At 71.0% G+C, this 25,113-nt stretch carries 17 protein-coding genes; 10 read left to right on the top strand and 7 right to left on the bottom strand.

The features are described 5' to 3' along the window. Positions 1-2 precede the first annotated feature (2 nt). Positions 3-803, bottom strand: a complete 801-nt coding sequence (locus JNO54_RS03515) for a spermidine synthase (RefSeq protein ID WP_307818044.1) — start codon at positions 801-803, stop codon at positions 3-5. Between the two features lie 69 nt (positions 804-872). After that, positions 873-3,161, bottom strand: a complete 2,289-nt coding sequence (locus JNO54_RS03520) for a bifunctional metallophosphatase/5'-nucleotidase (protein ID WP_204142649.1) — start codon at positions 3,159-3,161, stop codon at positions 873-875. 149 nt (positions 3,162-3,310) lie between these two features. Here JNO54_RS03520 and JNO54_RS03525 point away from each other — a divergent pair, with 149 nt between their 5' ends. Next, a complete protein-coding gene (locus JNO54_RS03525; protein WP_204142650.1) occupies positions 3,311-3,664 on the top strand; it encodes a sterol carrier family protein in 354 nt (117 codons plus the stop codon). On the opposite strand, the gene JNO54_RS03530 is transcribed toward JNO54_RS03525, so the two are convergent. Continuing rightward, positions 3,657-4,733 (bottom strand): Gfo/Idh/MocA family protein, encoded by a 1,077-nt coding sequence (locus JNO54_RS03530; RefSeq protein ID WP_307818045.1) that lies wholly within the window; start codon positions 4,731-4,733, stop codon positions 3,657-3,659. The genes JNO54_RS03525 and JNO54_RS03530 overlap by 8 nt on opposite strands. A 41-nt stretch (positions 4,734-4,774) precedes the next feature. Between JNO54_RS03530 and JNO54_RS03535 the strand changes: the two genes are divergently transcribed. From JNO54_RS03535 to JNO54_RS03550, 4 genes are all read left to right on the top strand, one after another. Next, entirely contained in the window at positions 4,775-5,047 is a 273-nt protein-coding gene (locus JNO54_RS03535) for a hypothetical protein (RefSeq protein ID WP_204142651.1), read from the top strand. A gap of 67 nt (positions 5,048-5,114) precedes the next feature. Then, positions 5,115-6,737 (top strand): amidophosphoribosyltransferase, encoded by a 1,623-nt coding sequence (gene purF, locus JNO54_RS03540; RefSeq protein WP_204142652.1) that lies wholly within the window; start codon positions 5,115-5,117, stop codon positions 6,735-6,737. A gap of 43 nt (positions 6,738-6,780) precedes the next feature. Further along, complete coding sequence (gene purM / locus JNO54_RS03545) at positions 6,781-7,887, top strand: phosphoribosylformylglycinamidine cyclo-ligase (protein WP_307818046.1); 1,107 nt, start codon at positions 6,781-6,783, stop codon at positions 7,885-7,887. After that, entirely contained in the window at positions 7,887-8,504 is a 618-nt protein-coding gene (locus tag JNO54_RS03550; RefSeq protein WP_204142654.1) for a response regulator transcription factor, read from the top strand. Before purM ends, JNO54_RS03550 begins: the two co-directional genes overlap by 1 nt. Before the next feature lie 12 nt (positions 8,505-8,516). Here the strand turns inward: JNO54_RS03550 and JNO54_RS03555 are convergent, their stop codons facing one another. The 3 genes from JNO54_RS03555 to JNO54_RS03565 form a co-directional block, all read right to left on the bottom strand. After that, positions 8,517-8,711, bottom strand: coding sequence for a DUF3073 domain-containing protein (locus JNO54_RS03555; RefSeq protein ID WP_204142655.1), 195 nt, complete (start codon positions 8,709-8,711; stop codon positions 8,517-8,519). Positions 8,712-8,855: 144 nt separating this feature from the next. Continuing rightward, the gene (locus tag JNO54_RS14895; protein ID WP_307818047.1) at positions 8,856-10,592 is read right to left on the bottom strand and encodes an ATP-binding cassette domain-containing protein; all 1,737 of its coding nucleotides are present in this window, start codon (positions 10,590-10,592) and stop codon (positions 8,856-8,858) included. 13 nt (positions 10,593-10,605) lie between these two features. After that, positions 10,606-11,514 (bottom strand): ABC transporter permease, encoded by a 909-nt coding sequence (locus JNO54_RS03565; protein WP_204142657.1) that lies wholly within the window; start codon positions 11,512-11,514, stop codon positions 10,606-10,608. Between the two features lie 119 nt (positions 11,515-11,633). Here JNO54_RS03565 and JNO54_RS03570 point away from each other — a divergent pair, with 119 nt between their 5' ends. The 5 genes from JNO54_RS03570 (at position 11,634) to JNO54_RS03590 (ending at position 21,687) form a co-directional block, all read left to right on the top strand. Continuing rightward, positions 11,634-13,826 (top strand): acyltransferase family protein, encoded by a 2,193-nt coding sequence (locus JNO54_RS03570; RefSeq protein ID WP_204142658.1) that lies wholly within the window; start codon positions 11,634-11,636, stop codon positions 13,824-13,826. A gap of 32 nt (positions 13,827-13,858) precedes the next feature. Next, positions 13,859-16,390, top strand: coding sequence for a CDP-glycerol glycerophosphotransferase family protein (locus tag JNO54_RS03575; RefSeq protein ID WP_204142659.1), 2,532 nt, complete (start codon positions 13,859-13,861; stop codon positions 16,388-16,390). Continuing rightward, a complete protein-coding gene (locus tag JNO54_RS03580) occupies positions 16,387-17,199 on the top strand; it encodes a CDP-alcohol phosphatidyltransferase family protein (RefSeq protein WP_204142660.1) in 813 nt (270 codons plus the stop codon). The genes JNO54_RS03575 and JNO54_RS03580 overlap by 4 nt, the downstream gene beginning before the upstream one ends. A gap of 71 nt (positions 17,200-17,270) precedes the next feature. Continuing rightward, entirely contained in the window at positions 17,271-19,358 is a 2,088-nt protein-coding gene (locus JNO54_RS03585) for an acyltransferase family protein (protein ID WP_233703169.1), read from the top strand. A 133-nt stretch (positions 19,359-19,491) separates the two neighbouring features. Then, positions 19,492-21,687: a GT-D fold domain-containing glycosyltransferase gene (locus JNO54_RS03590; RefSeq protein WP_204142662.1), complete on the top strand. Its 2,196-nt coding sequence runs from the start codon at positions 19,492-19,494 to the stop codon at positions 21,685-21,687. Positions 21,688-21,727: 40 nt separating this feature from the next. Here JNO54_RS03590 and JNO54_RS03595 read toward each other — a convergent pair whose 3' ends face one another. Next, complete coding sequence (locus tag JNO54_RS03595) at positions 21,728-25,105, bottom strand: CDP-glycerol glycerophosphotransferase family protein (RefSeq protein ID WP_233703170.1); 3,378 nt, start codon at positions 25,103-25,105, stop codon at positions 21,728-21,730. Positions 25,106-25,113 lie beyond the last annotated feature (8 nt).

The following is a 25,113-nucleotide window of genomic DNA, read 5'->3' on the forward strand; positions in this document are numbered from 1 at the left end:
CATCAGCGCAGACGCCACGCCCCCAGCTCGGGAGCGACCGGCGACGGAGCGGGATCGGCGTCCGTGAGCGACCGCGACCCGCTGAACCGCCGGGTCAGCTCGCGTGCGCCGAGCACCCCGCTGGGGAAGGGCCAGCGCCGGACCTGACGAGCGATCTCGTCGGTGTCGACCGGGCGTCGTGACCCCACGAGGATCGTGTTGCCGAAACGCCGCCCCTTGAGCACCTCGGTCGTCGCGACGAGGGTCACCTCGGGCAGCACCTCGCGGATCCCGGCGAGGACCCTCCCGACGTGCTTGAGACCCGGCTCGTCCGGCGCGTTGACGAGCAGCACGCCCTGCGCGGTCAGCACCCGCGCCACCTCGCCGAAGAACTCGCGCGTCGTCAGCTCGCTCGGCACCTGGCCGCCGGCGAAGGCGTCGACGACGACCACGTCGGCGCTGGCATCCCGCAGGGCGGCGACCCCGCTGCGACCGTCGACGGGTCGCACCCGGATGCGGTGCCGGCGGGGGAGGGGGAGCTCTCGTCGGACGATCTCGGTGAGGGCCGCATCCGGCTCGAGGACGATCTGTGGTGATCCGGGTCGGGTGTGCTCCACCCAGCGAGCCAGGGTCAGCCCGGCGCCGCCGACGTGGGTGATCGTGATCGTGCCCTCGGTGAGCGCGTCGATGGCGGCGGCCAGGTGCTGGACGTACTCGAAGGCCAGCCCCTCCGGGTCGTCGACGTCGACGTGGCTCTGCGGCTGCCCGTCGACCATGACGGTGACCCCGCCCTGCTCGTCCCGGACCAGTTCGACCTCGCTCACCCGAGCCACCCTAGAGCGGCCGAAGGGGGCTGCCCTGACGGGCGGCCCCCTTCGTCCGCACGTGGTGCGTCAGTGCTGACGCAGCGCGCTCCGGCGGCGGACGAGGAACGTCCCGGCGGCCGCGCCGCCCGCGAGGAGCAGGCCGAGCAGGCTCGCCACCGCGCCCGGGGTGGCGCCCGGGGCGAAGTCGTCGGTCTCGACGACCGGGCCGGTCACCGTCGCCGTGGAGGTCGGCGTGCCGCTCGTGCTCGTCGAGGTCGACGTGGTGTCGTCGTCGCTCGTCGTGCTCGTGCTCGACGGCTCGTCGTCATCGTCGTCCGTGGTCGTCGTCGAGGTCGCGGCGGCGATCACGGTGACCGGGAAGGTGGAGACGGTGCCCGTGTCGGCCGCCACGAGGCGGATGGTGGCGTCGCCCCCGGCGACGTCCTCCGGGACGTCGATGCTGATCTCGGCGCGCCCGTTGCGGGTCGGGAAGGGCGGAGCCTCGGTGAGGACCTCCTCGACCGGGAAGACGCCGAGCGAGCGCTCCCCGAGGAAGACCTCGACCTGGGTGTTGCGCGGCGCGTCCTTGCTCGTGAGGTCGAGACCCGAGACCGTGAAGGTCGTCGTCTCGCCCGCGGTGAGCTGTGCCGGCTGGTCCTGGACGGCGATCGCATGCTTGGCGAAGCTCGGCGCGACCGGGCTGTTCGCCCTGAGGTAGTTGACGAAGGCGTCCATGTCGATGAGGCCGGAGTCTCGCATGGTGGTGCCCTCGCGCAGCTCGGTGAAGTTGTCACCGCCGGCGATGAGGAAGGACGAGGACGCGACCGTGTACGTCGCGGCCGGGTCGATGGGCTGGCCGTCGAGCATCACCGAGAGGATGCGGCTCCCTGCAGGAGCGTCGGGGTCGAAGGTGTAGGTGAGGTTCTCCGAGAGGCCGAGCTTGAGGAACGGACGGGAGGCACCCTCCGGCTGCCACTGCTGCTCGAGGACGGTCCTGAGCTGGGCACCCGTGATGTCGATCGTCTGCAGCGTGTTGGCGAAGGGGTTGATCGACGCGGCCTCGGCGTAGGTCACCTCGCCGGCAGCCTCGTTGCCGGTCGGCTCGTAGTAGAGCTCGGCCCGCAGGGACCCCGGGTTCATCATGCCGATGTCGGCGCCGGGACGTCCGGTGGCGTTCATCGACTCGAGCCAGACCTGGGCGGTGAGGTTGCCGAGGCTGGACTCGCGGAGACGGTCGTCACGGCTGCCGTCCGGCTTGACCGCCGTGGTGATGTCGTCGGCGACCGTGGCGATGACCTGCTCGCCGATGGGCTTCGCCGTGGCGACGGCCTGGTCGACAACAGCCTTGGCAGCTGCGTACTGCGGGTCTGCGGCGCACGCCTCGGTGGGAGCCGAGACGAGCGGCACGTTGGTCACCGAGTACTGGCCGAGCTCGCCGGTCTGGGGGTCGAGGCCGAGCTGGACCTGGCCGACGAACGCGCCGTACGAGGCGGCCTGCAGGACCGGGCGCGTGCCGCTGCCGCCGGGGATCGGGGCGTCCCAGGCGTACTGCTTGTGCGTGTGGCCGGTGAAGATCGCGTCCACCTCGGCAGACGTCTCGGTGACGATCCGGCCGAAGATGCCCCCTGCGGCGACCTCCTCCTCGAGGGTGGCGTCCTCGACGACGCCCTCGGTCGCGCCCTCGTGGTACTCGGCGACGATGACGTCGGCCTCGCCGTTGGCGTCCTCGCCGTCGCTCAGCTGGGCAGCTACCCGGTTGACCGCCGCGACCGGGTCCCCGAAGTCGAGGCCGCTCACGCCGGTCGGCGTGACCAGCTCGGGGGTCTCGTCGGTGACGACGCCGATGACGGCGACCCGCAGGCCGTTGACCGTCTGGATCGAGTACTCCTGGAGCGCGGGGGTGCTCGTCCCGCGCTCGTACACGTTGGCGCCGAGATAGTCCCAGTCGGCGCGGGTGCTGACCCGGCCGGTGAGGTCGGAGAAGCCCTTGTCGAACTCGTGGTTGCCGACGGCCGACGCCTTGAGCTCCAGGGCGTTGAGGTAGTCGATCGTCGGGTTGTCGTCCTGGCTGGAGGACGTGAAGGGGGATGCGCCGATGTTGTCACCCGCGGAGAGGAAGACCGTCGAGTCCTCGCCGAGGTCCGCCTTGGTGGTCTCGAGGGTGCAGGCGAACTTCAGGCCGAGCTCACCGGTGCCGTTGTCGTCGATCCGACCATGGAAGTCGTTGATGTTCAGCAGGTTGACGCTCGTCAGGGCCGGGTCGATCACCCCGGGCTCGACGGGGTCGGCGGCCATGGCGGTCGGGGCGGCGAGCCCGACGAACGTCAGGGCAGCCGCGCCGGTGACGGCGCAGGCGCGGCGGGAGATGTGGCGCATGGAGTGTGGTCCTTCTGTGGCGGGTCGGGCAGCGGTCACCGCCAGAGGGCATGACGGGACGCGGTCACTCTGCCGGAGCCGGGGGACCACCGCTCGGCGAACGGGCAAAGAGTCGGTGAACGGTCCCTGACGTGGGAAGATGTCGCGTCATGGCACGCAAGGTGAGTGACGAGGACGGCCGGGCGGCGCTCGCCGGCTGGGCCGGGGCCGAGTCGCCCTCGCGGACCGAGACGGCTACCGCGGTCCGCTGGACCCTCGCCCTGCTCGCGGAGGCGGCACCCGGCCGGTCCGTCGAGGTGCGGGTCCCTCCCTTCGCCGCCGTCCAGTGCGTCGAGGGCACGGTGCACACCCGCGGGACCCCACCGGCCGTCGTCGAGACCGACCCGCAGACCTGGCTCGAGCTCGCCACCGGCCGGCTGGCCTGGTCTGACGCCGTGGCGAAGGGGTCGCTGCGGGTCAGCGGTCGCCGCACCGACCTCTCCACCCATCTCCCCCTCAGCTGACGGCGGCGCGGACCTCGTCCATGACCTCCATGAGCCGTACCGACTCGTCGAGCGGCATGAGCGGGGACTCGGTCTCGCCGGCGAGCACCCGCCGGGCGACCTCGCACGCCTCGTGCCGCAGCCCTCGGTGCATCTCGAAGGGGTCGCTGACGATCTCGTCGAGCACGACACCGTCGCTGCCGGCCAGCCGGATCGTCGTCGGCGCGTAGAAGTCGCCGTCGATCTCGATCCGGGCCCAGGTCCCGTTGATGCTCGCCGTCGTCGGCGTCCGGGTCGACATGTCGCAGGACAGCGCACCGACCGCGCCGGAGGGTCCCCGGACGGCCATCGCGACCCGCGCGTCGACCCCTTCGTCCGTCGGTGTCCCCACCGCCGCGACCGACTCGATCCCTCCGAGGACCATCGAGGCCAGCGAGAGGGGATAGATCCCGAGGTCGCGCAGCGACCCGCCGGCCAGGTCCGGGTCGGCCAGCCGGCGGGGACCGCCCGGCCACAGCCGCTGACCGTGGTCGGCGAGCACCGTCGTCACCTCGCCGAGCAGCCCGGCGGCGATCGTCTCGCGGACGACGTCGTAGTGCGGCAGGAAGCGGCTCCACATCGCCTCCATGCCGAAGACCCCTGCCTCGCGGATCGCGGTGACGAGCGCGCGGGCCTGCCCGGCGTCGGCGGTGAAGGCCTTCTCGACGAGCACGTGCTTGCCCGCCCGCACGGCGAGCAGGGCGTGCTCGAGGTGCTCGCTGTGCGGCGAGGCGACGTAGACGACGTCGACGTCCGGGGCCAGCACGAGCTCCTCGTACGAGCCGTACGCCCGCACCGGCCCGTGCTCCCGCGCATGCGCCCGGCAGTGCTCGGCGACGAACGCCTCCGCCCGCCCCAGGTCCCGAGAGCCGACGGCGACGACCTGCTGCCGGGTGCTCCCGTGCTCCCCGACCTCGAGGGCGTGGACCAGCTCGCTCGCGATCCAGCCGGCGCCGAGGACGCCCCAGCGCAGGCCAGGCACCTCGGCCGGGTCGGGCCGGGTCGACGGGCGGAGCTTCATCTGCGGGATGTCGGCGGTGGGTCGGCTCACCGGGTCACGGTAGCGGCAGGCCGCGATGAGACGATGGTGCGGTGACGGACGAGACGAGCACCCCCCCTTCGCCCACCCGACGCCGACCCCGCCGCGGGGCGCCGCGCGTGTGGCGCTGGATCGGCACGGGCGCCTTCCTCGGCTTCCTCGTCCTCGGCGGCGTGTCCCTCTTCACCTCCAACACGGGAGGGGCGAGCGGCACGACCTACACGGCCTCCACGGCCGTCGGCCTCATGGGGGTCCTCGGTGCCTTCCTCGGCGCCCTCGTCGCGGGGGTCGTCCTCGCCCTCATCATGGGCCGCGAGGAGCGCTGAGCCAGGCGTCCCGCCTCCCGGTCCGGGGCGAAGGGGGGAGCCGCCGGGCTGTGGGAGGATGGCGGACGTGGCTCGCGGAGACGGACAGCTGTCGCACGACCTCCTTCCCGGTGAGAAGGGACCCCAGGACGCGTGCGGCGTCTTCGGCGTCTGGGCGCCCGGCGAGGACGTCGCCAAGCTGACGTACTACGGCCTCTACGCCCTGCAGCACCGCGGGCAGGAGTCGGCCGGCATCGCCACCTCCGACGGGTCGAGCATCCTCGTCTACAAGGACATGGGCCTCGTGAGCCAGGTCTTCGACGAGCGGGCGCTCGGGGCGCTGCGCGGCCACCTCGCGGTCGGCCACTGCCGCTACTCCACGACCGGCGGGTCGACGTGGGAGAACGCCCAGCCCACCCTCGGCGGTCACGCCGACGGCACCGTGGCGCTGGCCCACAACGGCAACCTCGTGAACTCCGCCGATCTGCGCGAGATGGTCGACGAGCGGCTCAGCGCCCTCGGCGCCCCGGACGAGTCGGGCACCTGGCGGGACGCGCGGCCCAAGGGCGAGCTGCGCCGGGGCAACACCACCGACACCGCCCTCGTCACCGCGCTGCTCGCCGACAACCCCGACCGCACCCTCGAGGCCGCCGCGCTCGAGGTGCTCCCACGCTGCCAGGGCGCCTTCTGCTTCGTCTTCATGGACGAGCACACCCTCTACGCGGCCCGTGACCCGCAGGGCCTGCGACCTCTCGTCATCGGCCGGCTCGAACGCGGCTGGGTGGTCGCCTCCGAGACCGCCGCGCTCGACATCGTCGGCGCCTCCCTCGTCCGCGAGGTCGAGCCGGGCGAGCTCATCGCTATCGACGAGGAGGGGCTGCGCAGCCACCGCTTCGCGCCGGCCGAGCCCAAGGGCTGCGTCTTCGAGTACGTCTACCTCGCCCGCCCCGACACGACGATCAACGGCCGCGGCGTCCACGAGGCCCGTGTCGAGATGGGCCGGGCGCTGGCCCGGGAGCACCCCGTCGAGGCCGACCTCGTCATCCCGACACCCGAGTCCGGGACGCCTGCCGCGATCGGCTACGCCCAGGAGTCGGGCATCCCGTACGGCCAGGGCCTGGTGAAGAACGCCTACGTCGGCCGCACCTTCATCCAGCCGAGCAACACCATCCGCCAGCTCGGCATCCGGCTCAAGCTCAACCCGCTCAAGGACGTCATCAAGGGCAAGCGCCTCGTCGTCATCGACGACTCGATCGTCCGCGGCAACACCCAGCGCGCCCTCGTCCGGATGCTCCGCGAGGCCGGCGCCGCCGAGGTCCACGTGCGGATCTCCAGCCCACCGGTGCGCTGGCCCTGCTTCTTCGGCATCGACTTCGCCACCCGCGCCGAGCTCATCGCTACCGGCATCGGGGTCCAGGAGATCTGCACCTCGATCGGGGCCGACAGCCTCGGCTACATCAGCGAGGACGGCATGATCGAGGCCACCGGCCAGCCTCGGGAGCGGCTCTGCACGGCCTGCTTCACCGGGACGTACCCGATCGAGCTGCCCACCGCCGACCGGCTCGGCAAGAGCGTCCTCGAGCTCGAGCTCGGCATCGACGAGTCCGGTGCCACCGGCGCGCCCGATGCGACCGAGGTCGGGACCCTCGACGTCGAGCGGGTCACGACGACCGCCGCCGGCGGCGCGGCCGAGGCCGTCCGTCGCCCGTGAGGCGACCCCTTCGTCCGAGGACCCACGCACTACCCTGGGCCTCGTGAGCGAACCCATCACCTACGCCTCTGCCGGAGTCGACGTCGAGGCCGGTGACCAGGCCGTCGAGCTGATGAAGGAGTCGGTCCGGCGGGCCCAGCGCCCCGAGGTCCTCGGCGGACTCGGCGGTTTCGCCGGGATGTTCGACGCCTCGGCGCTCGCGGGGATGCGCTCCCCGGTCCTCGCGACGAGCACCGACGGCGTCGGGACGAAGGTCGCCGTGGCCCAGGCCATGGACGTCCACGACACCATCGGGCAGGACCTCGTCGCGATGGTCGTCGACGACATCGTCGTCTGCGGGGCCGAGCCCCTCTTCATGACCGACTACATCGCGACCGGGTCCGTGGTCCCCGAGCGCATCGCGGCGATCGTCAGCGGCATCGCGAAGGGGTGCCAGCTCGCCGGCGTCGCCCTCGTCGGCGGCGAGACGGCCGAGCACCCGGGGCTGCTCGACCCCGACGAGTACGACGTCGCGGGCGCCGCTACCGGCGTCGTCGAGCGCGACGCGATCATCGGGCCGCGGACCGTGCGGCCGGGTGATGTCGTCCTCGGGATCGCGTCGTCCGGCCTGCACTCCAACGGCTACTCGCTCGTCCGTGCGGTCTTCGCCCACGCCGGCTGGGGCTACGACCGCGACGTGCCGGAGCTCGGCCGCACCCTCGGCGAGGAGCTCCTCGAGCCGACCCGGATCTACACCCTCGACCTGCTCGACCTCATCCGCTCGGACGTCGACGTCCACGGTCTGAGCCATGTCACCGGTGGCGGGCTCGCCGCCAACCTCGCCCGCGTCCTGCCGGCCGGGACCCTCGCCCGGGTCGACCGGGCGAGCTGGACCCCGCCCGCGATCTTCTCGCTCGTCGGCGAGCTCGGCCATGTCCCGCGCGAGGACCTCGAGCGCACGCTCAACCTCGGCGTCGGCTTCGTCGCCGTCGTCCCGCAGGAGCACGTCGAGGCAGCCGTCGCCCGGCTCGGGGCGCGGGGCCTGCCGGCCTGGGTGCTCGGTGAGGTGCACGACCGCGAGGGGGCGCCGGTCGACGACGGCGTCGAGATCGTCCAGGGGGCCAAGGGCGTCGACGGGGGAGCGGTGCAGGTCGTCGGCGAGCACGCCTGATGCTCCGCGTCCTCGTCGCGGACGCCGACCCGGCCTCACGGTCCGGGTGGGCGGCGCTGCTCGAGGCCGAGAAGGATCTCCGCGCCCGGGGGGTCGGGACGCTCGAGCGTCTCTCTGCGCGGGCCGCCTCGGCGGATGTCGTCGTCCTCGTCGTGACCGCGTCCACGGTGCAGCGGGTCGGGGAGGTCGTCGCCGTGACGGCTGAGAGCGGCACCCCGGTCGTCGTCCTCACGCCGGCCTCGGACCCCGACGCCGTCGTCGGGGCGCTCGAGGCAGGTGCGACAGGGGCCCTCGTCGCCGACGCTGCGCCCACGCAGGTCGTCGCCGCAGTGCGGGCCGCTGCTGGAGGCGGACGGGCCGAGGGTGAGACCGGGACGATCCCGGTGACCGGGCCGCTCGTCCGGACGCTGGCCCACGAGGCGAGCCCGCTGACGGCCAAGGAGATCGAGATCCTCGTCTTGGCCGACAAGGGCCTGAGCACGCAGCAGATCGCCGGTCGGCTCTACGTCAGCGTGTCGACGGTGAAGTCACACCTGTCGCACGCCTTCGGGAGGCTGGGGGTCAGGCATCGGGCCGCCGCAGTGGCGGAGGCGCGTCGCCGCGGGCTGCTCGGCTGAGCGCCCGCCGGGTCACCGCTCTCGGGAGCCCCACGCGTCGTCGTCGTCGTCCTCGTCCCAGGTGCGGTCGTCCCTGACGGACCGCTGCTGGTTGTCGGAGTTGCCGTGGAGTTCCCGCTCAAGCGCCCTCAGGTCGGTGTCCGGCGAGTAGTACTTCAGCTCGCGGGCGACCTTCGTCTGCTTGGCCTTCGCTCGGCCGCGCCCCATGGCGTGACCCCCTCATACGTAGTGCGGGACGGCCCAACCTTCGGCGAGCAAGTCACTGACGGTCTGGCGGTCCCGGATCTGTGGTGTGTGTCGTGGGGCCACCGTACATGGTTCCTCGGCCGAGTGCCCCATCGGTCCGCCCCGTCAGGGGCGCTGCGGGGTGACCAGCTCACCCAGGGCTGCGCGCATGGCCGGTGGCAGCGTCGGCAGCATGCCGCACAGGACGATCTCGCTCGGGGCGAGGCGCTCCAGGGTCTCGCGGACGACGCCCGGCAGCGGGGTCGAGCCGACGAGGAGCAGCGGCGACGCTGTGGCGACCGCCACCGAGGTCGCGGTGAGGAACTCCACGACGGTGGCGCCGCTGACGAGGACCCGTCCACCAGGCTCGACGTCGTCCCACTGCGCCGCTGCCAGGGCCATCGGGCCGTGGGTCGAGTACCTGATCTCTCCCTCGGTCGCCTCGCGGAGCTGATCGACGACCACGGTCGGCCACTCCTCCTCGTGCCCGACCATGACCAGCCGGCGGGGGCGCAGCTTCGCCAGTGCAGAGAGCAGCTCGTCCCCGGCGGACGAACCTCCGCACGCGACGACAGCCCGGCCCGTCCTCGCGGCCACGAGCGAGACCACGGACTCGCGGGCTGCGTTGACGGGGCGGGTGACGTACACCGTGGAGGGGTCGCCGGGAGGGAAGGCCTCGAGGAGGAGCGCGGCGGTCGTGCTCGGGCTGCGGTCCCCGAGACGCTCCACGGGTGCGGAGGTCTGCTGCTCGATCTGGTCCTGGAGGTCGTCCGAGATGTCGCCGTCGTGCCCGACGACGACCACCCGGCGGGGATCGAGCCGACCCAGCTCCCCCCGCGCGCTGGGGGGCAGGCCGCTGGAGTTCATCCAGACGATCGGCCAGCCCAGCCGTGCCGCGATCGGTGCGACCATCCGAGCGGTGGCCACGGAGTCGACGCTGACTATGAGGCATCCCTCCACCCCCGGCTCCCACGTGTCACGGCTGGCCGCCCGTGCGATCTGGAAGCGGGTCTCCCCGGTCCACCGACGGGTGCCCGGCACGTCGGGGTCAACTGGGGGAGACTTCTTGGCCGGTGCCGGCTTCTTCGGCAGGGTAGCCTCGTAGGCCTTCATGACCTCCTCGGTCGGCCCGTCCGCGATCAGCCGGCCCCGGTCCATCCAGAGCACGCGGTCGCAGATCCGGCGGATGTTGGAGCTGGAGTGCGAGACGAGGAAGACCGTCCCGGCCTTCTCGCGGATGGCGGCGATCCGCTCCGAGCTCTTCTGCCGGAAGGCCGCGTCGCCGGTGGCGAGGGCCTCGTCGATCATGAGGACCTCGGGCGAGGCAGCCGTCGAGATTGCGAAGCGCAGTCGCGCGCCCATGCCGGAGGAGTACGTGCTCATCGGGAGGTAGACGGCGTCCCCGATGCCCGAGAAGTCGACGATGTCGTCGAACTTCTCGTCGATCTCGGCCTTGCTGAGCCCGAGCGCCTGCCCGCCGACATAGATGTTGCGCTGCCCGCTCAGCTTGTTGATGAGGACGGCGTTGACGCCGAGCAGGGAGGGCTGGCCGGCGACCCACAGGCGCCCTGCGGAGGGCGGGATCAGTCCGGCCACGGCGCGCAGCAAGGTCGACTTGCCCGAGCCGTTGTGCCCGATGACGCCGATCGACTCGCCGTGGTGCGCGACGAAGCTGACGTCGGTGACGGCCTCGACCTCGCGGACCCGTTCGCCTCTGGAGGGTCGTAGGACCCGACGGATCAGGCTGATCTCGTCCTCGGTGTCCTCGACTGTGCTGCGGCGCTCGCCGCCGAGGACCCGGTAGGTGATGCTCACGTGGCTGACGACGACGGTCGGATGACCGATCTCCGGGGTCGCCCTCACGGCGCCGCTCTGGTCAGACAAGGCCGTACCTCGCCTCGGCGCGCCAGAAGACGACGAGCCCGACGGCGACCGTCACGACCGCCCACCCGAGCATCACGACCCAGTCCGTGACGACGACCGGCTGCCCGGAGAGCAGTGCCTGCCGGCTCGTCGTGAGCATGAGGGCGAAGGGCTGGAGCGTCAGGGCGTCCTGGACGAGGGCCGGTGCACCCTTGACGTAGTGGGCGACCGGGAAGAAGACGCCGGAGATGTACCGCAGGAGGCGGACGGTGACAGGCACGAAGTTGGCGATGTCGGCCGACATGTTGACGAGGCGAGCCGTGATGAGGGCCAGACCGAGCAGGGTGATCGCCTGGAGCGCCACCGCCACCGGGAAGAGCAACCACTTCCACTGCGCGGGCTCCCCGGTGGCGAACATCAGGACGAAGAGCAGGCCGAAGCCGGCGAGCGAGGCGAAGAGCTCGCTGAGCGTCACGGACATCGGGAGGATGGCCCGGGGGAAGTGCAGGGTCCGCACGAGGCCGAGCCGGCCGGTGATGGCCCGCGCCCCTCGGGTCACGACCGCGGAGGTGAAGGCGAACATCACGACGCCGATGCTCAGGAAGCCGACGAAGTTCTCGATGTTGCCGCGGGTGCTGAGCAGCAGGCCGAAGATCAGGTAGTAGCTGCCGATGAGCAGCGCGGGGTTGAGCACCGACCACAGCTGCCCGAGGGCGTTCGCCTCGTGGACCGCGTAGGACTCCGCTCGAGACAGGGTCCAGAGGAAGGACCGGCGTCGCCAGAGGTCCCGGAGGTACTGCGCCAGCGGGGGGCGCTCGCCCAGGACGCGCAACCCGTGGCGGGCGGCCAGGTCCTGGGCCTCGTCGACGCTCAGCGCAGGGGGTGGCGCGGCTCCCTCTCGTGCCGGGGCGAGGTCAGCCACAGATGGTCCTTCGTGTCGGTCGCGCGGTCCACCGGGTGCGCCCGGTCCGCGGGGCGATCATACCGAGCACACGGACGTCGGCCGGGGAGCCGGGCGGGGTCGGCGACACGCCTCCGGCCATGCGCACAAGTGTTGGGTCGCACTTCTCCGGACGTTCTCCTGCCGTCCACGCCGCTCGGGCACCCTCCCAGGGTCTGGTCGGCGTCCCGGCGCCTTCTCCGTCGTCCTGGGAGGACACGATCCCTGCTCGTCAGCCGCATCATGCGCCGCGTGGCTTCCGGCAGGACATCCAGGGACTCCGGGCGGCGGCCGTCGCCCTCGTCGTCGTCTTCCACATCTGGCCCGACCTGCTCACCGGCGGATATGTCGGGGTCGACGTCTTCTTCGTCATCTCGGGCTATCTCATCACGGCGCACCTGCTCGCCCGCCCGCCCCGCGGCGTGCGTGACCTCGGGACGTTCTGGGCGCGTCGTATCCACCGACTGCTGCCGGCGGCCCTGACCGTCCTCATCGTCACCGCCGCGGCGACACGTCTCCTCGCGCCGAGCACCCAGTGGGCTGCCACCGCCAAGGAGATCCTGGCGTCTGCCTTCTACGTGCAGAACTGGCTGCTGGCGGGGGCCTCTGTCGACTACCACGCCGGGGACCAGGCGCCCAGCCCGGTGCAGCACTACTGGTCGCTCTCCATCGAGGAGCAGTTCTACCTCGCGTGGCCGCTGCTCATCCTCACGGCCTTCTTCGTATCGCACCGCTCCCGGCGAGACCCCGTCCTTGTCGTGAGGTGTGTTATCGCCACGATGATCATCCTCTCGCTCGCCGCTTCCGTCTGGCTCACGCTCGAGTCGCCCGCGAGCGCATACTTCGTGACCCCGACCCGGATGTGGGAGCTCGCGGTCGGCGGGATGGTGGCCACCGTCGGCGTGGCCGGCGACGGTCGGGTCAAGGTCGTCGCGGTGCCCGTCGCCTGGCTGGGTCTGGCCGGCGTCGTCGTCTCGGGCGTCACCTACACGGGTGAGACGCCCTTCCCCGGATACACCGCCCTGCTCCCGGTCCTGGGCACCGCTGCGGTCATCTGGGCGGGCTCGCAGCATCCCCTGTCGCCCACGGGTGTCTTCCGGGTGCGCCCTGTCCAGTGGCTCGGCGACGTGTCGTACTCCGTGTACCTCTGGCACTGGCCGCTCGTCGTCCTCACCCCCTTCGCGAGCGGGGGGACCTTGGGGCTCCTCGACCAGGCCGCGGTCGTGGTGGCGACCCTCGTCCTGGCCGGGCTCACGAAGACTTACGTCGAGGACAGGTTCCGGCAACCCCGGCCGGCAGCCCCGCTCCGGCACAGCTATCGCGCAGCGGTGGCGGGCATGAGCGTCGTCGCGCTCGTCGCCGCGGTCCAGATCGGCGAGTCCCGTCTGCGGACGGCCGCTGCCGAGGATCGCCTGGCCGTCGCGCTGGAGGCGAGCGACCCGTGCCTCGGCGCCGGCGCGCTTGTGCGCGGTGAGGAACTCTGCCCGCCGGTGCCAGACGACGCTGAGCTGGTCCCTGCCGTCGAGCTGGCCGCCGACGACAAGTCGCAGGCCGACGCCGACGACTGCTTCACCGACCTGCCCTTCGCCGGGCGGCGGACCTGCACCTACGGTGACGGCCCGACGCAGGTGGCGCTCGTGGGGAACTCGCACGCAGGGCACTGGCTGCCGGCCCTGCAGATCATGGCCGAGCGCAACGACTGGACGATCACCACCTACCTGGTCTTCCAGTGCACGTTCACCGACGCACGCCAGGCGTTCCCCACCCAGGAGGCCACACAGGGCTGCTACGACTACGGGCAGTGGGTCCAGGAGCAGACTGCCGGTGACCGGTACGACCTCGTCATCACCTCCGAGCGCCAGTCGGTGCCGATCGCCGGCGAGACGTTGGCGTCGAGCCGGGCCAAGGCCGTGACGGGCTACGCGTCCTACCTGCGCGACTGGGCGCGCGGAGGCACGAACATCCTCGTCATCAAGGACCCCACGTCGGCCGACCTCAACATCCCGGACTGCCTGGCGGACCACCCCGATGACCACGATCGGTGCTCCGGGCCACGGGACGCGTGGGTTGTCGACGACGCACTGGCCGCAGCGGCCGACGAGCTCGACCTGCCGCGGGTGAGCTCGGTCAGCTTCGACGACCTGGTCTGCGGCGTCGTCGTGTGCGAGGGCGCGATCGGTGGCGTGGTCGCCTACTACGACCGGTCCCACCTCACCGCGACCTACGTCTCGACGATGGCGCCGCACATGGCCGAGCCGATCGAGAGAGCCCTGGCACGGTCCCCCATAGACTGACCGGCCGGACCCGTCGGACGAGAGGCAACCCCATGGCGCGCCTGAGGCAGGCAGCGGCCGTGCTGCGCCGCGCCCGACGGATCCCGCGCGCGCAGTGGGTCGCCCTGTGGCGCTCGCGGCCGGTGGAGCCGGGCACGGTGCTCTACGACGCGAGCCACGGCACCGGGTTGGTCGACAGCCCTTACGCGATCTTCCGCCACCTCGTGGAGGCGCCCGACATGGCTCATCTGTGGCACGTGTGGGTGGTCGCGGACGCCGACAGGCGGCAGCGGGCGCGCGACCACCTGGACAGCCTCGGCATCGCCCGTCATCGCGTGCGGCTCGTCGGGTACCGCACCCCGGCCTACTTCCGGCACCTCGCGACGGCCGGCTACCTCGTGAGCAGCGCCACGTTTCCACCCGAGCTCGGCAAGCGAGCCGGGCAGACCTACGTCAACACCTGGCACGGCACCCCACTGAAGTCGATGGGGTACGACACGCCTGGTGGCGCGCTCGAGGCCGCCAACATCGTGCGCAACTTCCTCGCGGCCGACTACCTCGTCTCCTCGGGGCCGTACATGACGGACACGATGTACCGCCGTGCCTACCGGCTCGAGGGACTCGCCCCGGCCGAGGTCCTGGAGGTCGGTGCCCCGCGCACCGACGTGCAGGTGGGAGCCGACGAGGTGACCCGCGAGGCGTTCCGATCGCGCCTTGCCGACGTCGGGGTGCCTCTGGACGCGCAGCGGCCGGTCGTGCTCGTCGCACCGACATGGCGGGGCGAGGCCTTCGCCCGGCCCGAGCTCGCGGCCGACGAGCTGACCGCGCTCGTGCTCGCACTCCGGCAGGGCGAGCATTGGCAGGTCCTCGTCAAGGCCCACCCAGCCGTGCACGCCCAGGCCGAGACGGTCCCCGGCTTGCAGGGCGTGCTCGTCCCGCCGGACATCCCGGCCAACGAGATCCTCGCGCTCACGGATCACCTCGTCACGGACTACTCGAGCATCCTCTTCGACGCCCTCGCCGACCCGCGGGTGGCCATCACCTTCCATGTGCCCGACCGGGCAGCGTACGAGGAGCTCCGGCCGCTGTACCTGCCGGCGGACAGCCTGCCGGGACGGCTGTGCACGACCGTGGACGAGGTGGTCACGGACGTCCGCGAAGGGGGCACCCGGGCCGAGGTGCGACGGGACTGGGCCAGCCGGTACGCCCCCTTCGACGACGGGGACGCCACGCAACGGGTCATCGACGTCGTGTGGCGGGGCCGCCGGCCCGATCGGGGTCGGATCGTCCCGCTGGCCAAAAAGATGTACGCCGGACGCCGGGTGCCTCGGGTGCTCATCCATGCCGGCTCGCTGCAGCGCAACGGCGTGACCTCCTCGCTCATCGCGCTGCTGCGGCACATCGACCTCGACCGGCTCGACGTGTCGGTGACCTGGGGACCGGCACGCGACGCCGACCCGACGGGCTTCGCCGCGGCTATCGACCCCAGGATCAGGCTCCTGCCCAGGGTCGGCGGGCTCAACGGACCGAAGCGCGTCGTCTGGTCACGGCGACTTCTCGAGAGCTTCGGTGCGGGCAGCGCGCTCGTGCCGATGGGGAGCCTGGTCCGGCTCATGCAGGACGAGTGGGTGCGCTGCTTCGGGTCGGCCCACTTCGACCACGTCATCGACTTCGGTGGCTACTCGCCGTACTGGGCCCTGCTCATGTCACGCGGCGTGGCCCCGGCGCCGGTGCGCAGCCACGCGATCTGGCTCCACAACGACCTGGCTGCCGAGGTCGCGAGCAGCGCCGCGCACCGCACGGGTCGGGCCCAGCAGCTCGAGCAGGTCTTCAGCCTCTACCCGCGTTACGACAGGCTCGTCTCCGTCTCTGAGTCCTTGTCCGTGGTCAACGAACGCTCGCTGCGCGCCGTCGCGGGTTCGGCGGACTTCCGTAGCGCACGCAACCTCGTCGACATCACCCGCATCACAGAGATGGCGCGGGCCGATGTCGCTGAGCTCGGGCTGGACGAGGCCGTGGTGACGGCCCTCCGTGACCGTTCGGTCTACACATTCGTCACTGCCGGTCGGCTGACTCGCGAGAAGAACCAGGCGCGCCTCGTCCGGGCCGCCGCGACAGCACGGGCCGCGGGCCATCCCTTCGCCGTCGTCATCATGGGTTCCGGACCACAGGAGCCGAGCCTTCGGTCGCTCGTCGCAGAGCTCGGCCTGGCGGGGACGGTCTTCCTCACCGGGCGCCTGGCCAATCCCTACCCGGTCATGGCGGCTGCGGACTGCTTCGCTCTCACGAGCGAGCACGAGGGGCTCCCGATGGTCATCCTCGAGGCGCTGGCACTGGAGATCCCGGTGCTCACGACGGAGTTCTCCTCGGTCGACGGTGTGGTCCCACCGGGCGCCGGGCTCGTCGTCCCTGCTGAGGACGAGGCCGTCTCCCGTGCGATGATGGATCTTCTCTCAAGGAGGCCCACCTTCAGCACATTGGACGTCGATGGTTACAACGCCACGGCGCTGGAGGAGCTCGCGTCAGCGATCGGCCTCAACGACGACCAGGCCCCCGCCGGGCCGCGACCCTCAGGACGCATGTGAGCGAGCAGGCCCGCCCCGCACGACCCTCGATCGAGGAGCTGCGCGCGGTGGCGCAGCCTCCCTCCGTCGTGGGCCGGCGCAACTCCGAGCACTGGGCCGGCACCCTCTACCTGCGGCGAATGTCTTTGTACTTCACCCGGGCGGTCCTGCCGACCGGGATCTCCGCCAACGGTGTGACCTGGCTGATGATCGCCATCGGGATCATCGGCGCCGCGGTCCTCATGATCCCGTCGTGGTGGGCGATCCTCGCGTGCGCGATCCTCATGCAGCTCCAGATCCTCGTCGACTGCTCGGACGGAGAGGTCGCCCGCTGGCGAGGCACGTCGTCGCCGATGGGCGTCTACCTCGACCGGGTGGGCCACTACGTCACCGAGGCGGCCTTGCCGATCGCCCTGGGCATCCATGTCGACGGCGGCCTCGGGTCGATCGGGGGGTGGACGGTCGTCGGTGCCCTCACCGGCTGCCTGGTCCTGCTCAAGAAGTCCTTCGGTGACCTCGTCTTCGTCGCTCGCCACTACGCTGGCCTGCCGAAGACCGACGAGAGCGTCGAGGTGACCGGGTCGCGCTCGTCCGGGCTGCGCTCGGCCCGCAGCCTGCTGCGCTTCTTCCCGTTCTTCCGGGCGTTCGTCGCGATCGAGTTCTCGCTCATCACTCTCGTCGCCGCGACCTTCGGGCTCGTGCTGGCCTCGCTCGGGGTCGTCGCCGACGGGGAGGTCCTGCGCTGGTGGACGCTCGCTGCACTGCCCCTCGCCCTCGCCACGGCGGCCGGCTTCCTGCTGATGATCGTCACCTCGCGGCGCTTCGACTAGCGCGGTGCCGCGTGGCGCTGGGCCGACCCCAGGACTACCCCATAGAATCCCGCCGCTGTCCTGCCCACACCATGACCCTGGAGGATCTGATCTCCGCCGCTGCGCCGTCCCACCAGCCCTCGTCGGTGCGGGGGTTCCGGAAGGACATCCAGGGTCTGCGGGCAGTGGCTGTCACGCTGGTCGTCGTCTTCCACGTCTGGCCCGACCTGCTCACCGGCGGATATGTCGGGGTCGACGTCTTCTTCGTCATCTCCGGGTACCTCATCACCTCCCACCTGCTGGCGAAGCCGCCGAGGGGAGTCGCTGACCTCGGCGCCTTCTGGGCGCGGCGGATCCACCGGCTCCTGCCGGCCGCGCTGACCGTCCTCGTCGTCACCGCCGTGGCCACCCGTCTGCTCGCGCCGAGCACGCAGTGGGCGGGCACGGCGAAGGAGATCATCGCCTCGGCCCTCTACGTGCAGAACTGGATGCTCGCCTCCTCATCGGTGGACTACCTCGCCGAGGGGGAGGCGCCCAGCCCGGTGCAGCACTACTGGTCGCTCTCGATCGAGGAGCAGTTCTACCTGCTGTGGCCCCTGCTCATGCTCGCCGCGTTCTTCGTCGCCGACCGCTACCGGCGCCGCTCTACGTCCGTGGTCCGGGCGGTCATCGGCGGGATGGTCGTGGTCTCGCTGGCCATCTCCGTCTGGCAGACCATCGCCTCCCCGGCGAGCGCCTACTTCATCACCCCGACCCGGATGTGGGAGCTGGCGGTCGGTGGGCTGGTCGCCACCGTGGGCAGCCTGTCCGCCACGTCGCGCGGGCGCGGGCTCGCCGCTCTCGTCGCCTGGGCCGGCCTGGCCGCGATCCTCGTCGCAGGCACGACGTACACCGGTGAGACGCCCTTCCCCGGGTACACCGCGCTCCTGCCGGTCCTCGGCACGGCGGCGGTCATCTGGGCGGGCACGCAGTCCGGCGCCTCGCCGACCGGCCTGCTCCGAGCTCGACCGGTGCAGTGGCTCGGTGACGTCTCCTACTCGGTCTACCTCTGGCACTGGCCCCTCATCGTCCTCTTGCCGCACGCCAGCGGTGGCAGCCTCGGGATCCTCGACCAAGTGACAATCATCGCCGTCACCCTGGTCCTCGCCGGCCTGACCAAGACGTACATCGAGGATCGCTACCGACACCCGCGGCCTGGCGCTCACCTGCGGCGCAGCTATGCCGCCGCGGCCGCTGGCATGGCGGTCATCGCCGCCCTCGGGAGCGCGCAGATCGCAGAATCCACCTACCGGACCGAGCAGGCCTCGGCCGAGCTGGCGAACGCCCTGGAGGGCAGCGACCCGTGCCTGGGTGCCGGGGCGCTCCACCGAGGACCGCGGGAGTGCCCGACCGACCCGACTGCCGAGCTCGTCCCCTCCGTCGACCTAGCGGCCGCCGACAGGTCGGACGCCTACCCTGACGGCTGCTGGACGAACCAGCCGTTCACCGCCCGAGTCACCTGCACCTACGGCGACGGTCCACGCCGCGTGGCACTCGTGGGCAACTCGCACGCCGGGCACTGGCTGCCCGCGCTGCAGATCCTCGCGGAGAAGAACGACTGGACGATCACGACCTTCCTTGTCTCGCGGTGCACGGCGAGCGATGCACGCCAGCGGTTCGACACCGCCGAGATGAGCCAGAACTGCTACGACTACGGCCAGTGGGTCCAGGAGCAGACCTCCGGCGACGCCTTCGACCTCGTCATCACCTCGGAGAGGCAGTCCGTGCCGGTGCTCGGGCAGACGATGGCGACCACCGGACCGAAGGCTGTTGCCGGGTACGTCACCTATCTGCGCGACTGGGCCGCGGGCGGCACGAACATCCTCGCGATCAAGGACCCGACCTTCCCGGGTGTCGACGTCCCCGACTGCCTCGCGGAGAACCCCGACGACCACTCGGCGTGCTCGGCACCGCGCGAGGACTGGCTCATCGACGACCCGCTCGTGGCCGCCGTGGAGAAGGTCGACCTGCCAAACGTGACGTCGGTCAGCTTCGACGACCTCGTGTGCGAGCCGAAGACCTGTCGTGGGGCCAACGGAGGCGTCATCAGCTACTTCGACAACTCGCACCTGAGCGCCACCTACGTCACGACGATGGCCCCGTACATGGACAAGCCCATCGCAGCTGCGCTCAACCGCTGACCGGGCCCCGCGTGCAGCGCCCCCACGGCCCTCGTGTGGGAAACTGCGACGAGAACCTGGCCACGTACGACCCGGCAGCCCGCACCGGAGGCCGTACGTCGTCACCTGACGCACCCAAGGAGTGGACACGCACGTGCCGTCCGATGCGCTGAAGCTGTCTCAGCTGGAAGATCACCTGCGGACCTCCTCGTTCTTGGGGTCGATGGTCAAGAAGGTGTGGCGGTACGACGACCGCACCGTGGTCGTCTCCTTCGACATCGCGGGACGGGCGGCGTCGATCGACCTCAAGCTCGGCGACGATGTCGTGACCGGATCCGTCCTCGGCCGGGACGCCGGCCTGAAGCGTCACCTGCGCAACTCGTTGGTGGGCAAGGCGGAGCTGATCGTCGACAGCACGGAGCGCCACCTCATCGGGTCGTGGAGGGTTGCGGAGCGTCGTGAGGTCCTCCAGGCGGTCATCCGCTGGGTGCACTGGCTGACGAACCGGCCCAGGCGCGCGCCCACTGAGCTCAACAACCGGCGCCGGCTGCCGCAGGACCACGTCGGTGTCTTCTGGTGGGACAACCGGAGCAACTTCGGCGACGCGGTCGGCCCTTGGCTCGTCGAGCGGATCACGGGGAAGTCGCCGGTCAACTCGCGTCGGGTCAAGCACGAGGGGCCGACGATGCTCGCCGTGGGTTCGATCGTCGGCCATCTCGATCGCGATCATGCGGCTCTCTGGGGGACGGGCCTGATGGGCCCGCTGAGCGAGGACCGGCTCAAGCGTCTGCGCGGCTACGGTGACGTGAAGGTCCACGCCGTGAGGGGCCGCCTCACCGCGCAGGAGCTGCGCAGCAGCCTGGGCTGGGAGGTCCCCGACGTCTACGGAGACCCAGCACTCCTCCTGCCTCGCTTCTACTCGCCCCGCCGGTCGGAGGCGTCGGCGGGCTCGGTCGCCGTCGTGCCCCACTACGCCCACACGAAGCACTTCCCGTCCTCGGGCCCCGACGGCGTGCACATGGTGGATGTCGCCCAGGGGCTGGAGCGGGTGGTCGACGAGATCGCCTCGGCCGACAGCGTCATCTCCACCTCGCTGCACGGCATCATCATCGCCCAGGCCTACGGGGTCCCCTGGGTCTGGCTGCGGGTGGACGACCACCAGCTCGGTGGGGACCGGTTCAAGTTCAACGACTTCTTCTCGACGCTGTCGACGGACCGACCGACCCGTCATGATGTGACGAAGGGACAGGTGAAGGACCTGGACTTCGTCTCGATGGCTCGGGAGGCGACCCTGCCCGAGCTCTCCATCTCGCTCGACGACCTCCTCGCCGCCTTCCCCCTGGCCGAGGGTGGGGCAGTGCCCCGCCCGTGGCAGCCGCCGCGCGTCAACGTGCGGGCCGTCGAACTGAAGAATCGGGTGACCAGCATGTCGAACGTCCAACGGTTGAAGAAGGTGGCGGTCAGGTACCGCAACAGGGTCCGGAGTGGCCCGCAGCAGACCAGCGCACCGGTCGCAGTGCCCGCGGCGGCCGACACCGCAGGCGTCGAGAAGGCCCTGAAGGCGATCCTCAAGGAGTTGCAGACGCAGCGCCGGACCCTGGAGACGATCCGCATCGCGGCGACGGCCGAGGTCGTGGGGTCCGTCCAGTCGTTCGTCCGTGACCGCCAGCTGGACATGCTCGCGACCCTGGAGATGCTGGCCGCGTCGGACAAGAGCTTCGCGCGGTTTGGTGACGGTGAGTTCAGGCTCCTCGTCCGCCCCGAGTTCAACCTGCGGTTCCAGGAGAACAGCCCCGCCCTGCGCGATGCCCTGGGGCAGGTCCTGTCCAGTCAGGACGAGAGCTTGCTTGTCGGATTCCCTCAGCTCTACCGCGATGCGCACTGGAGCGGCATCTGGGCAGAGCTGTGGTCAGACCTCCAGCCGTACCTCGCCGGGGGCCAGCAATACGGCAACAGCCATGTCACGAGGCCCGTGGCCTTCACCTCCCTCGGTGACCGCGGGGTCGCCCTCTGGCGGCAGGTGTGGGACGGCAGGCGCGTGGGGATCGTCACGGGTGCGGGATCGCGCTTCGACCTCGTCCCCGAGCTCTTCGACAACGTCGCCTCGACCACCACCTTCTACTCCACCGCGACCAACGGCTTCGAGGACCTCGACCGGGTCAGGGCAGAGGTCCTGGCCAGCGACGTGGACCTCGTCCTCGTCGCCCTCGGGCCGGCCGGCACGGTGCTTGCGGCGCAGCTGGCCGAGGCAGGGCGACGCAGCCTGGACATCGGGCACCTGTCCGACAGCTACGCCAACATCTTCAACGGCGCCCCTCGCCCCGAGTCGAAGCCGGTGCAGCGCTCGTAGATTGCTGCTGACGCCGGGCCTGACGACCTCGTGCGCGGTCTCAGGGACTGAGCTCCCCCGGCCCGCCGAGGGCTGCGTCGACGACCCGGGCAGCGGCATGCCCGTCGTCGTGCGGTGCGAAGCGTGCGACGAACTCCTCGATGCCCGGCCACGGACCGGCGTCGTCGGCGAGGGCCTGGCGCAGCGCTGCGCACAGCTCGTCGTCGGTGGTGGTCACCGGCCCGGGCACCTCTGCCTCGTAGTCGAGGTAGAAGCCCCGGAGGTCGTCCCGGTAGGACTCCAGGTCGTACGCGTGGAAGATCATCGGCCGGCGGAGCAGGGCGTAGTCGAAGAAGACCGACGAATAGTCGGTGACGAGCACATCGCTGACGAGATAGAGCTCCTGGATCTCGGGATAGTGCGAGACGTCGATGACATGTCGGCGCAGATTGTCCGGCACGGCGACACGGTCGGCGATGAGGACGTGCATGCGCAGCAGGAGGACGACGTCGTCGCCGAGCTCCTCGACGAGCCGTTCGAGGTCGAAGGGGAGCTCGAAAGAGAACCCCCGCCGCCCCTTCGAGTCGTCGCGGAAGGTGGGGGCGTAGAGGACGACCTTCTTGCCCTCGGGCAGCTGGATGCGTTGACGCACCTGGTCGAGGAGCCCTGGGGCCGGCTCCGAGCAGAGGACGTCGTTGCGCGGGTACCCGGACTCGAGGACGTCACCCTCGTACCGGAAGGCGGACCGGAAGGCCCCGGTCGCGTAGGGGCTGGGGGAGAGCAGGGTCGTCCACTGGGCGACGGCCGTGCTGACCCGGTCGACGTAGCCGTCGTCGCGGCCGACGATCTCGTCGAGGTCATGCAGCATCCGCTTGAGCGGTGTGCCGTGCCAGGTCTGGACGTAGACCCCGTCCCTGCGCCGCCGGATGTAGTGCGGGAAGTTCTGGTTGTTGACCCAGTGGCTCGCCCGGCCCAGGTGCCAGAAGTAGGCAGGTGAGAGCCTCTCGACCACGACCAGGCCCGGGTCCCACACAGGGACGGCCCGGTTGTACACCCAGATCTTCGGGCGTGGGTCCCGGCGCCGGACGAGCTCCTCATAGATGTAGCGCGGGCTGTCGCTGTACTGACGACCGATCCCGCTCTCGAAGACGATCGCCTCGCGAGCCGGCATCATCCGGGCGAGCGTGAAGAGGCGACGCATCACGGGGAAGTAGGCGGGGTGCCGCCGGGCCTTCTTCAGGCCGAGCTGCACGAGCTCGCTGCTCGACAGGGACGACCAGAGCGAGCGGTCGCGGTGCGCGTCCCGGATCGCAGCCACGACGCGCTCGTTGTTGCGGCGGTCGCGGTGCGCGATGAACCGCGACGCCCTGGTCCGGTAGCGCGCCTCGATGGTGCAGCCGCGACGGAGCACCCCGTCGAGGAGCACCAGGGCCTTATCGAGATCGTGCGCGATGGGCCCGGGCAGCTCGTTGGGGAGGTCGAGGTGACTTCCCCACCGACCGAGGAACTGCTGGGTGTCGAACTGGAAGTAGACGACCGGCTTGTCGAGAAAGGAGAAGTCGAAGCCCGGGCTGGAGTAGTCGGTGACGAGGGCCGCGCTCTCCTTGAGCAGACGCTGGACGTCGACCTCGCCCTGGTGGACCACCCGCACGCCGTCCGCCTCGAAGTGCTGGGTGAAGTGCTGCATGTTCGGGTGGAGGCAGAAGACGACGTGTGCGTCGTGCTCCCGGAGCATCGTGGCCAGGCGAGGGCTCGTGAGGAAGTCCCGCCACTGCTGGAAGTACTCGGTGGTGGTGAAGACGTCCGGGTCCTGCAACCAGTCGCGCCAGGTCGGCAGCACGAGGATCTGACCGGGGACCTCCGGGGTCTCCCCGTCGAAGAGAGCGTCGAACCGGGACAGCCCGGTCACCGCAACCTCGTCGGGCCGGTAGCCGAAGTCCTGGACGATGTACTCCTTCTCTCGCTCGGAGGAGACGAGGAAGAGGTCGGTCTCGAAGGACGGGGCCTTCTTGCCATAGTTCGGCGCCATCCACTTGGTCCCCATGACGCCGTGCTGGAGGAAGACCTTGGGGGCTCTCATCCGCCGGGCGAAGCCGGGCGCTCTCGTCGGGTAGAGGAAGTTCGGGTGGTGGGTGCCGATGAGACGGTCCGCCCGCAGGATGGTGTCGATGTGCTCGGGCGAGCGGAACTCGAGGACGTGGTCGAGGCCGTCGAGGTTGCGGCGCTCGGGGGAGTCTTTCTCGATGACGTAGTAGGCATCGATCTCGGGGTGGTGCTCACGCAGGTACCGGAAGAGGTGGAGGCCGTTGTCCTGAGCCTTGTACGGCCGCTCGCCGATGAGCCACACGGGCTTGGCGGCAGGCCGGTGGCGGGCCCACGGCATGGCGATCCGGGCGGTGCTCGAGGTGAGATGGCGGTAGGCCTCGGTGGGGAAGAGCTCGAGGTGGAAGGAGGGGTACCTCGCCTTGAAGGTGTAGTACGGCGTGATGCCCAGGGTCGTGCTGCCGGCGGTGACCGAGCCCTCGCGCGTCGCCTGGCGCACGAGGTACGGCGTCCGTCCGACCCGCCCTCCGGCCGTGCCTCCGGTCACCGTGACGGCTTCGAGCCAGGGGTCGGCGATGGTGTCGGCGTCGAGGTCTCCGTCGAGGTCGACCCGGAAGTCGTGCGAGGCCGTGAAGGTGTAGACGTGCGCCCCGCGACTGCGTTGGGAGCGTGCGGCGTCGTGCACCAGGTGCGCGGGGCCGACTGCCCGGTACCTGCCGGTCCGGCCGACGAGCACGAGGCGGGCCTCGGTGAGGGCGTCGCCGCGGGTGAGGACCGAGCCGGAGATCTCCAGCCTGCCCTCCCTGATGCGCAGGCTGGCGACGTCGACTCTCATGGTCTGGCGGACCGGGGCATCCAGCGAGAGGGCGAGGTGGCCGTTGCCGTTGACGAAGGGGTGGACCTCGCGACCGCCCTGCGTCGTCGTGGGGGCCAGGGGCGGCGGCGGCATCCACCGGAAGCGCCCCAGCGGTACGCGGTAGGAGAGGGTCTCGCCGGACCGGACGATCTCGGTGGCGAAGGGGGGAGGACGCTCCTGGTCGGAGGTGACGGACATCCACACGCTGGTCTGGTCGGCGTCGCCGTCCTCGGGCCGTGCGGGGTGACTGTCGACGACATCGAGGTCGAGGGTGCTCCGGTGCCGCAGGACCTGATCGCCGGCCACCTCGAGCGGGGTGGTCTGCCACGCGCCGGCATGGATCCATGTCTCATCGATGAGCAGCCAGAGGTCTTCGAGCTGCAGCGATGTGCCGGTGAAGGCCTCGATGGTCAGGCTTCGGCCTGACTGCGTCACGTCGAGCCGGATGCGGGAGTAGGGGCCGACCTCGACGGGGAGTGCCGCGCGGCGCTCGCGTCGGGCGGCGAGGGCCTTCTGGGCCATGAGGGCAAGAGAGGGCATGGGCTCAG

It is taken from the genome of Janibacter endophyticus (assembly GCF_016888335.1).
GTDB classification, from domain to species: Bacteria; Actinomycetota; Actinomycetes; order Actinomycetales; family Dermatophilaceae; genus Marihabitans; species Marihabitans endophyticum.

Coding starts and splice junctions, on each gene's coding strand:
- JNO54_RS03570 (WP_204142658.1), top strand. CDS start 11,634: ATGCGCACAAGTGTTGGGTCGCACTTCTCCGGACGTTCTCCTGCCGTC.
- JNO54_RS03550 (WP_204142654.1), top strand. CDS start 7,887: ATGCTCCGCGTCCTCGTCGCGGACGCCGACCCGGCCTCACGGTCCGGG.
- JNO54_RS03555 (WP_204142655.1), bottom strand. CDS start 8,711: ATGGGGCGCGGCCGAGCGAAGGCCAAGCAGACGAAGGTCGCCCGCGAG.
- JNO54_RS03520 (WP_204142649.1), bottom strand. CDS start 3,161: ATGCGCCACATCTCCCGCCGCGCCTGCGCCGTCACCGGCGCGGCTGCC.
- JNO54_RS03575 (WP_204142659.1), top strand. CDS start 13,859: ATGGCGCGCCTGAGGCAGGCAGCGGCCGTGCTGCGCCGCGCCCGACGG.
- JNO54_RS03595 (WP_233703170.1), bottom strand. CDS start 25,105: ATGCCCTCTCTTGCCCTCATGGCCCAGAAGGCCCTCGCCGCCCGACGC.
- JNO54_RS03585 (WP_233703169.1), top strand. CDS start 17,271: ATGACCCTGGAGGATCTGATCTCCGCCGCTGCGCCGTCCCACCAGCCC.
- JNO54_RS03525 (WP_204142650.1), top strand. CDS start 3,311: ATGGCACGCAAGGTGAGTGACGAGGACGGCCGGGCGGCGCTCGCCGGC.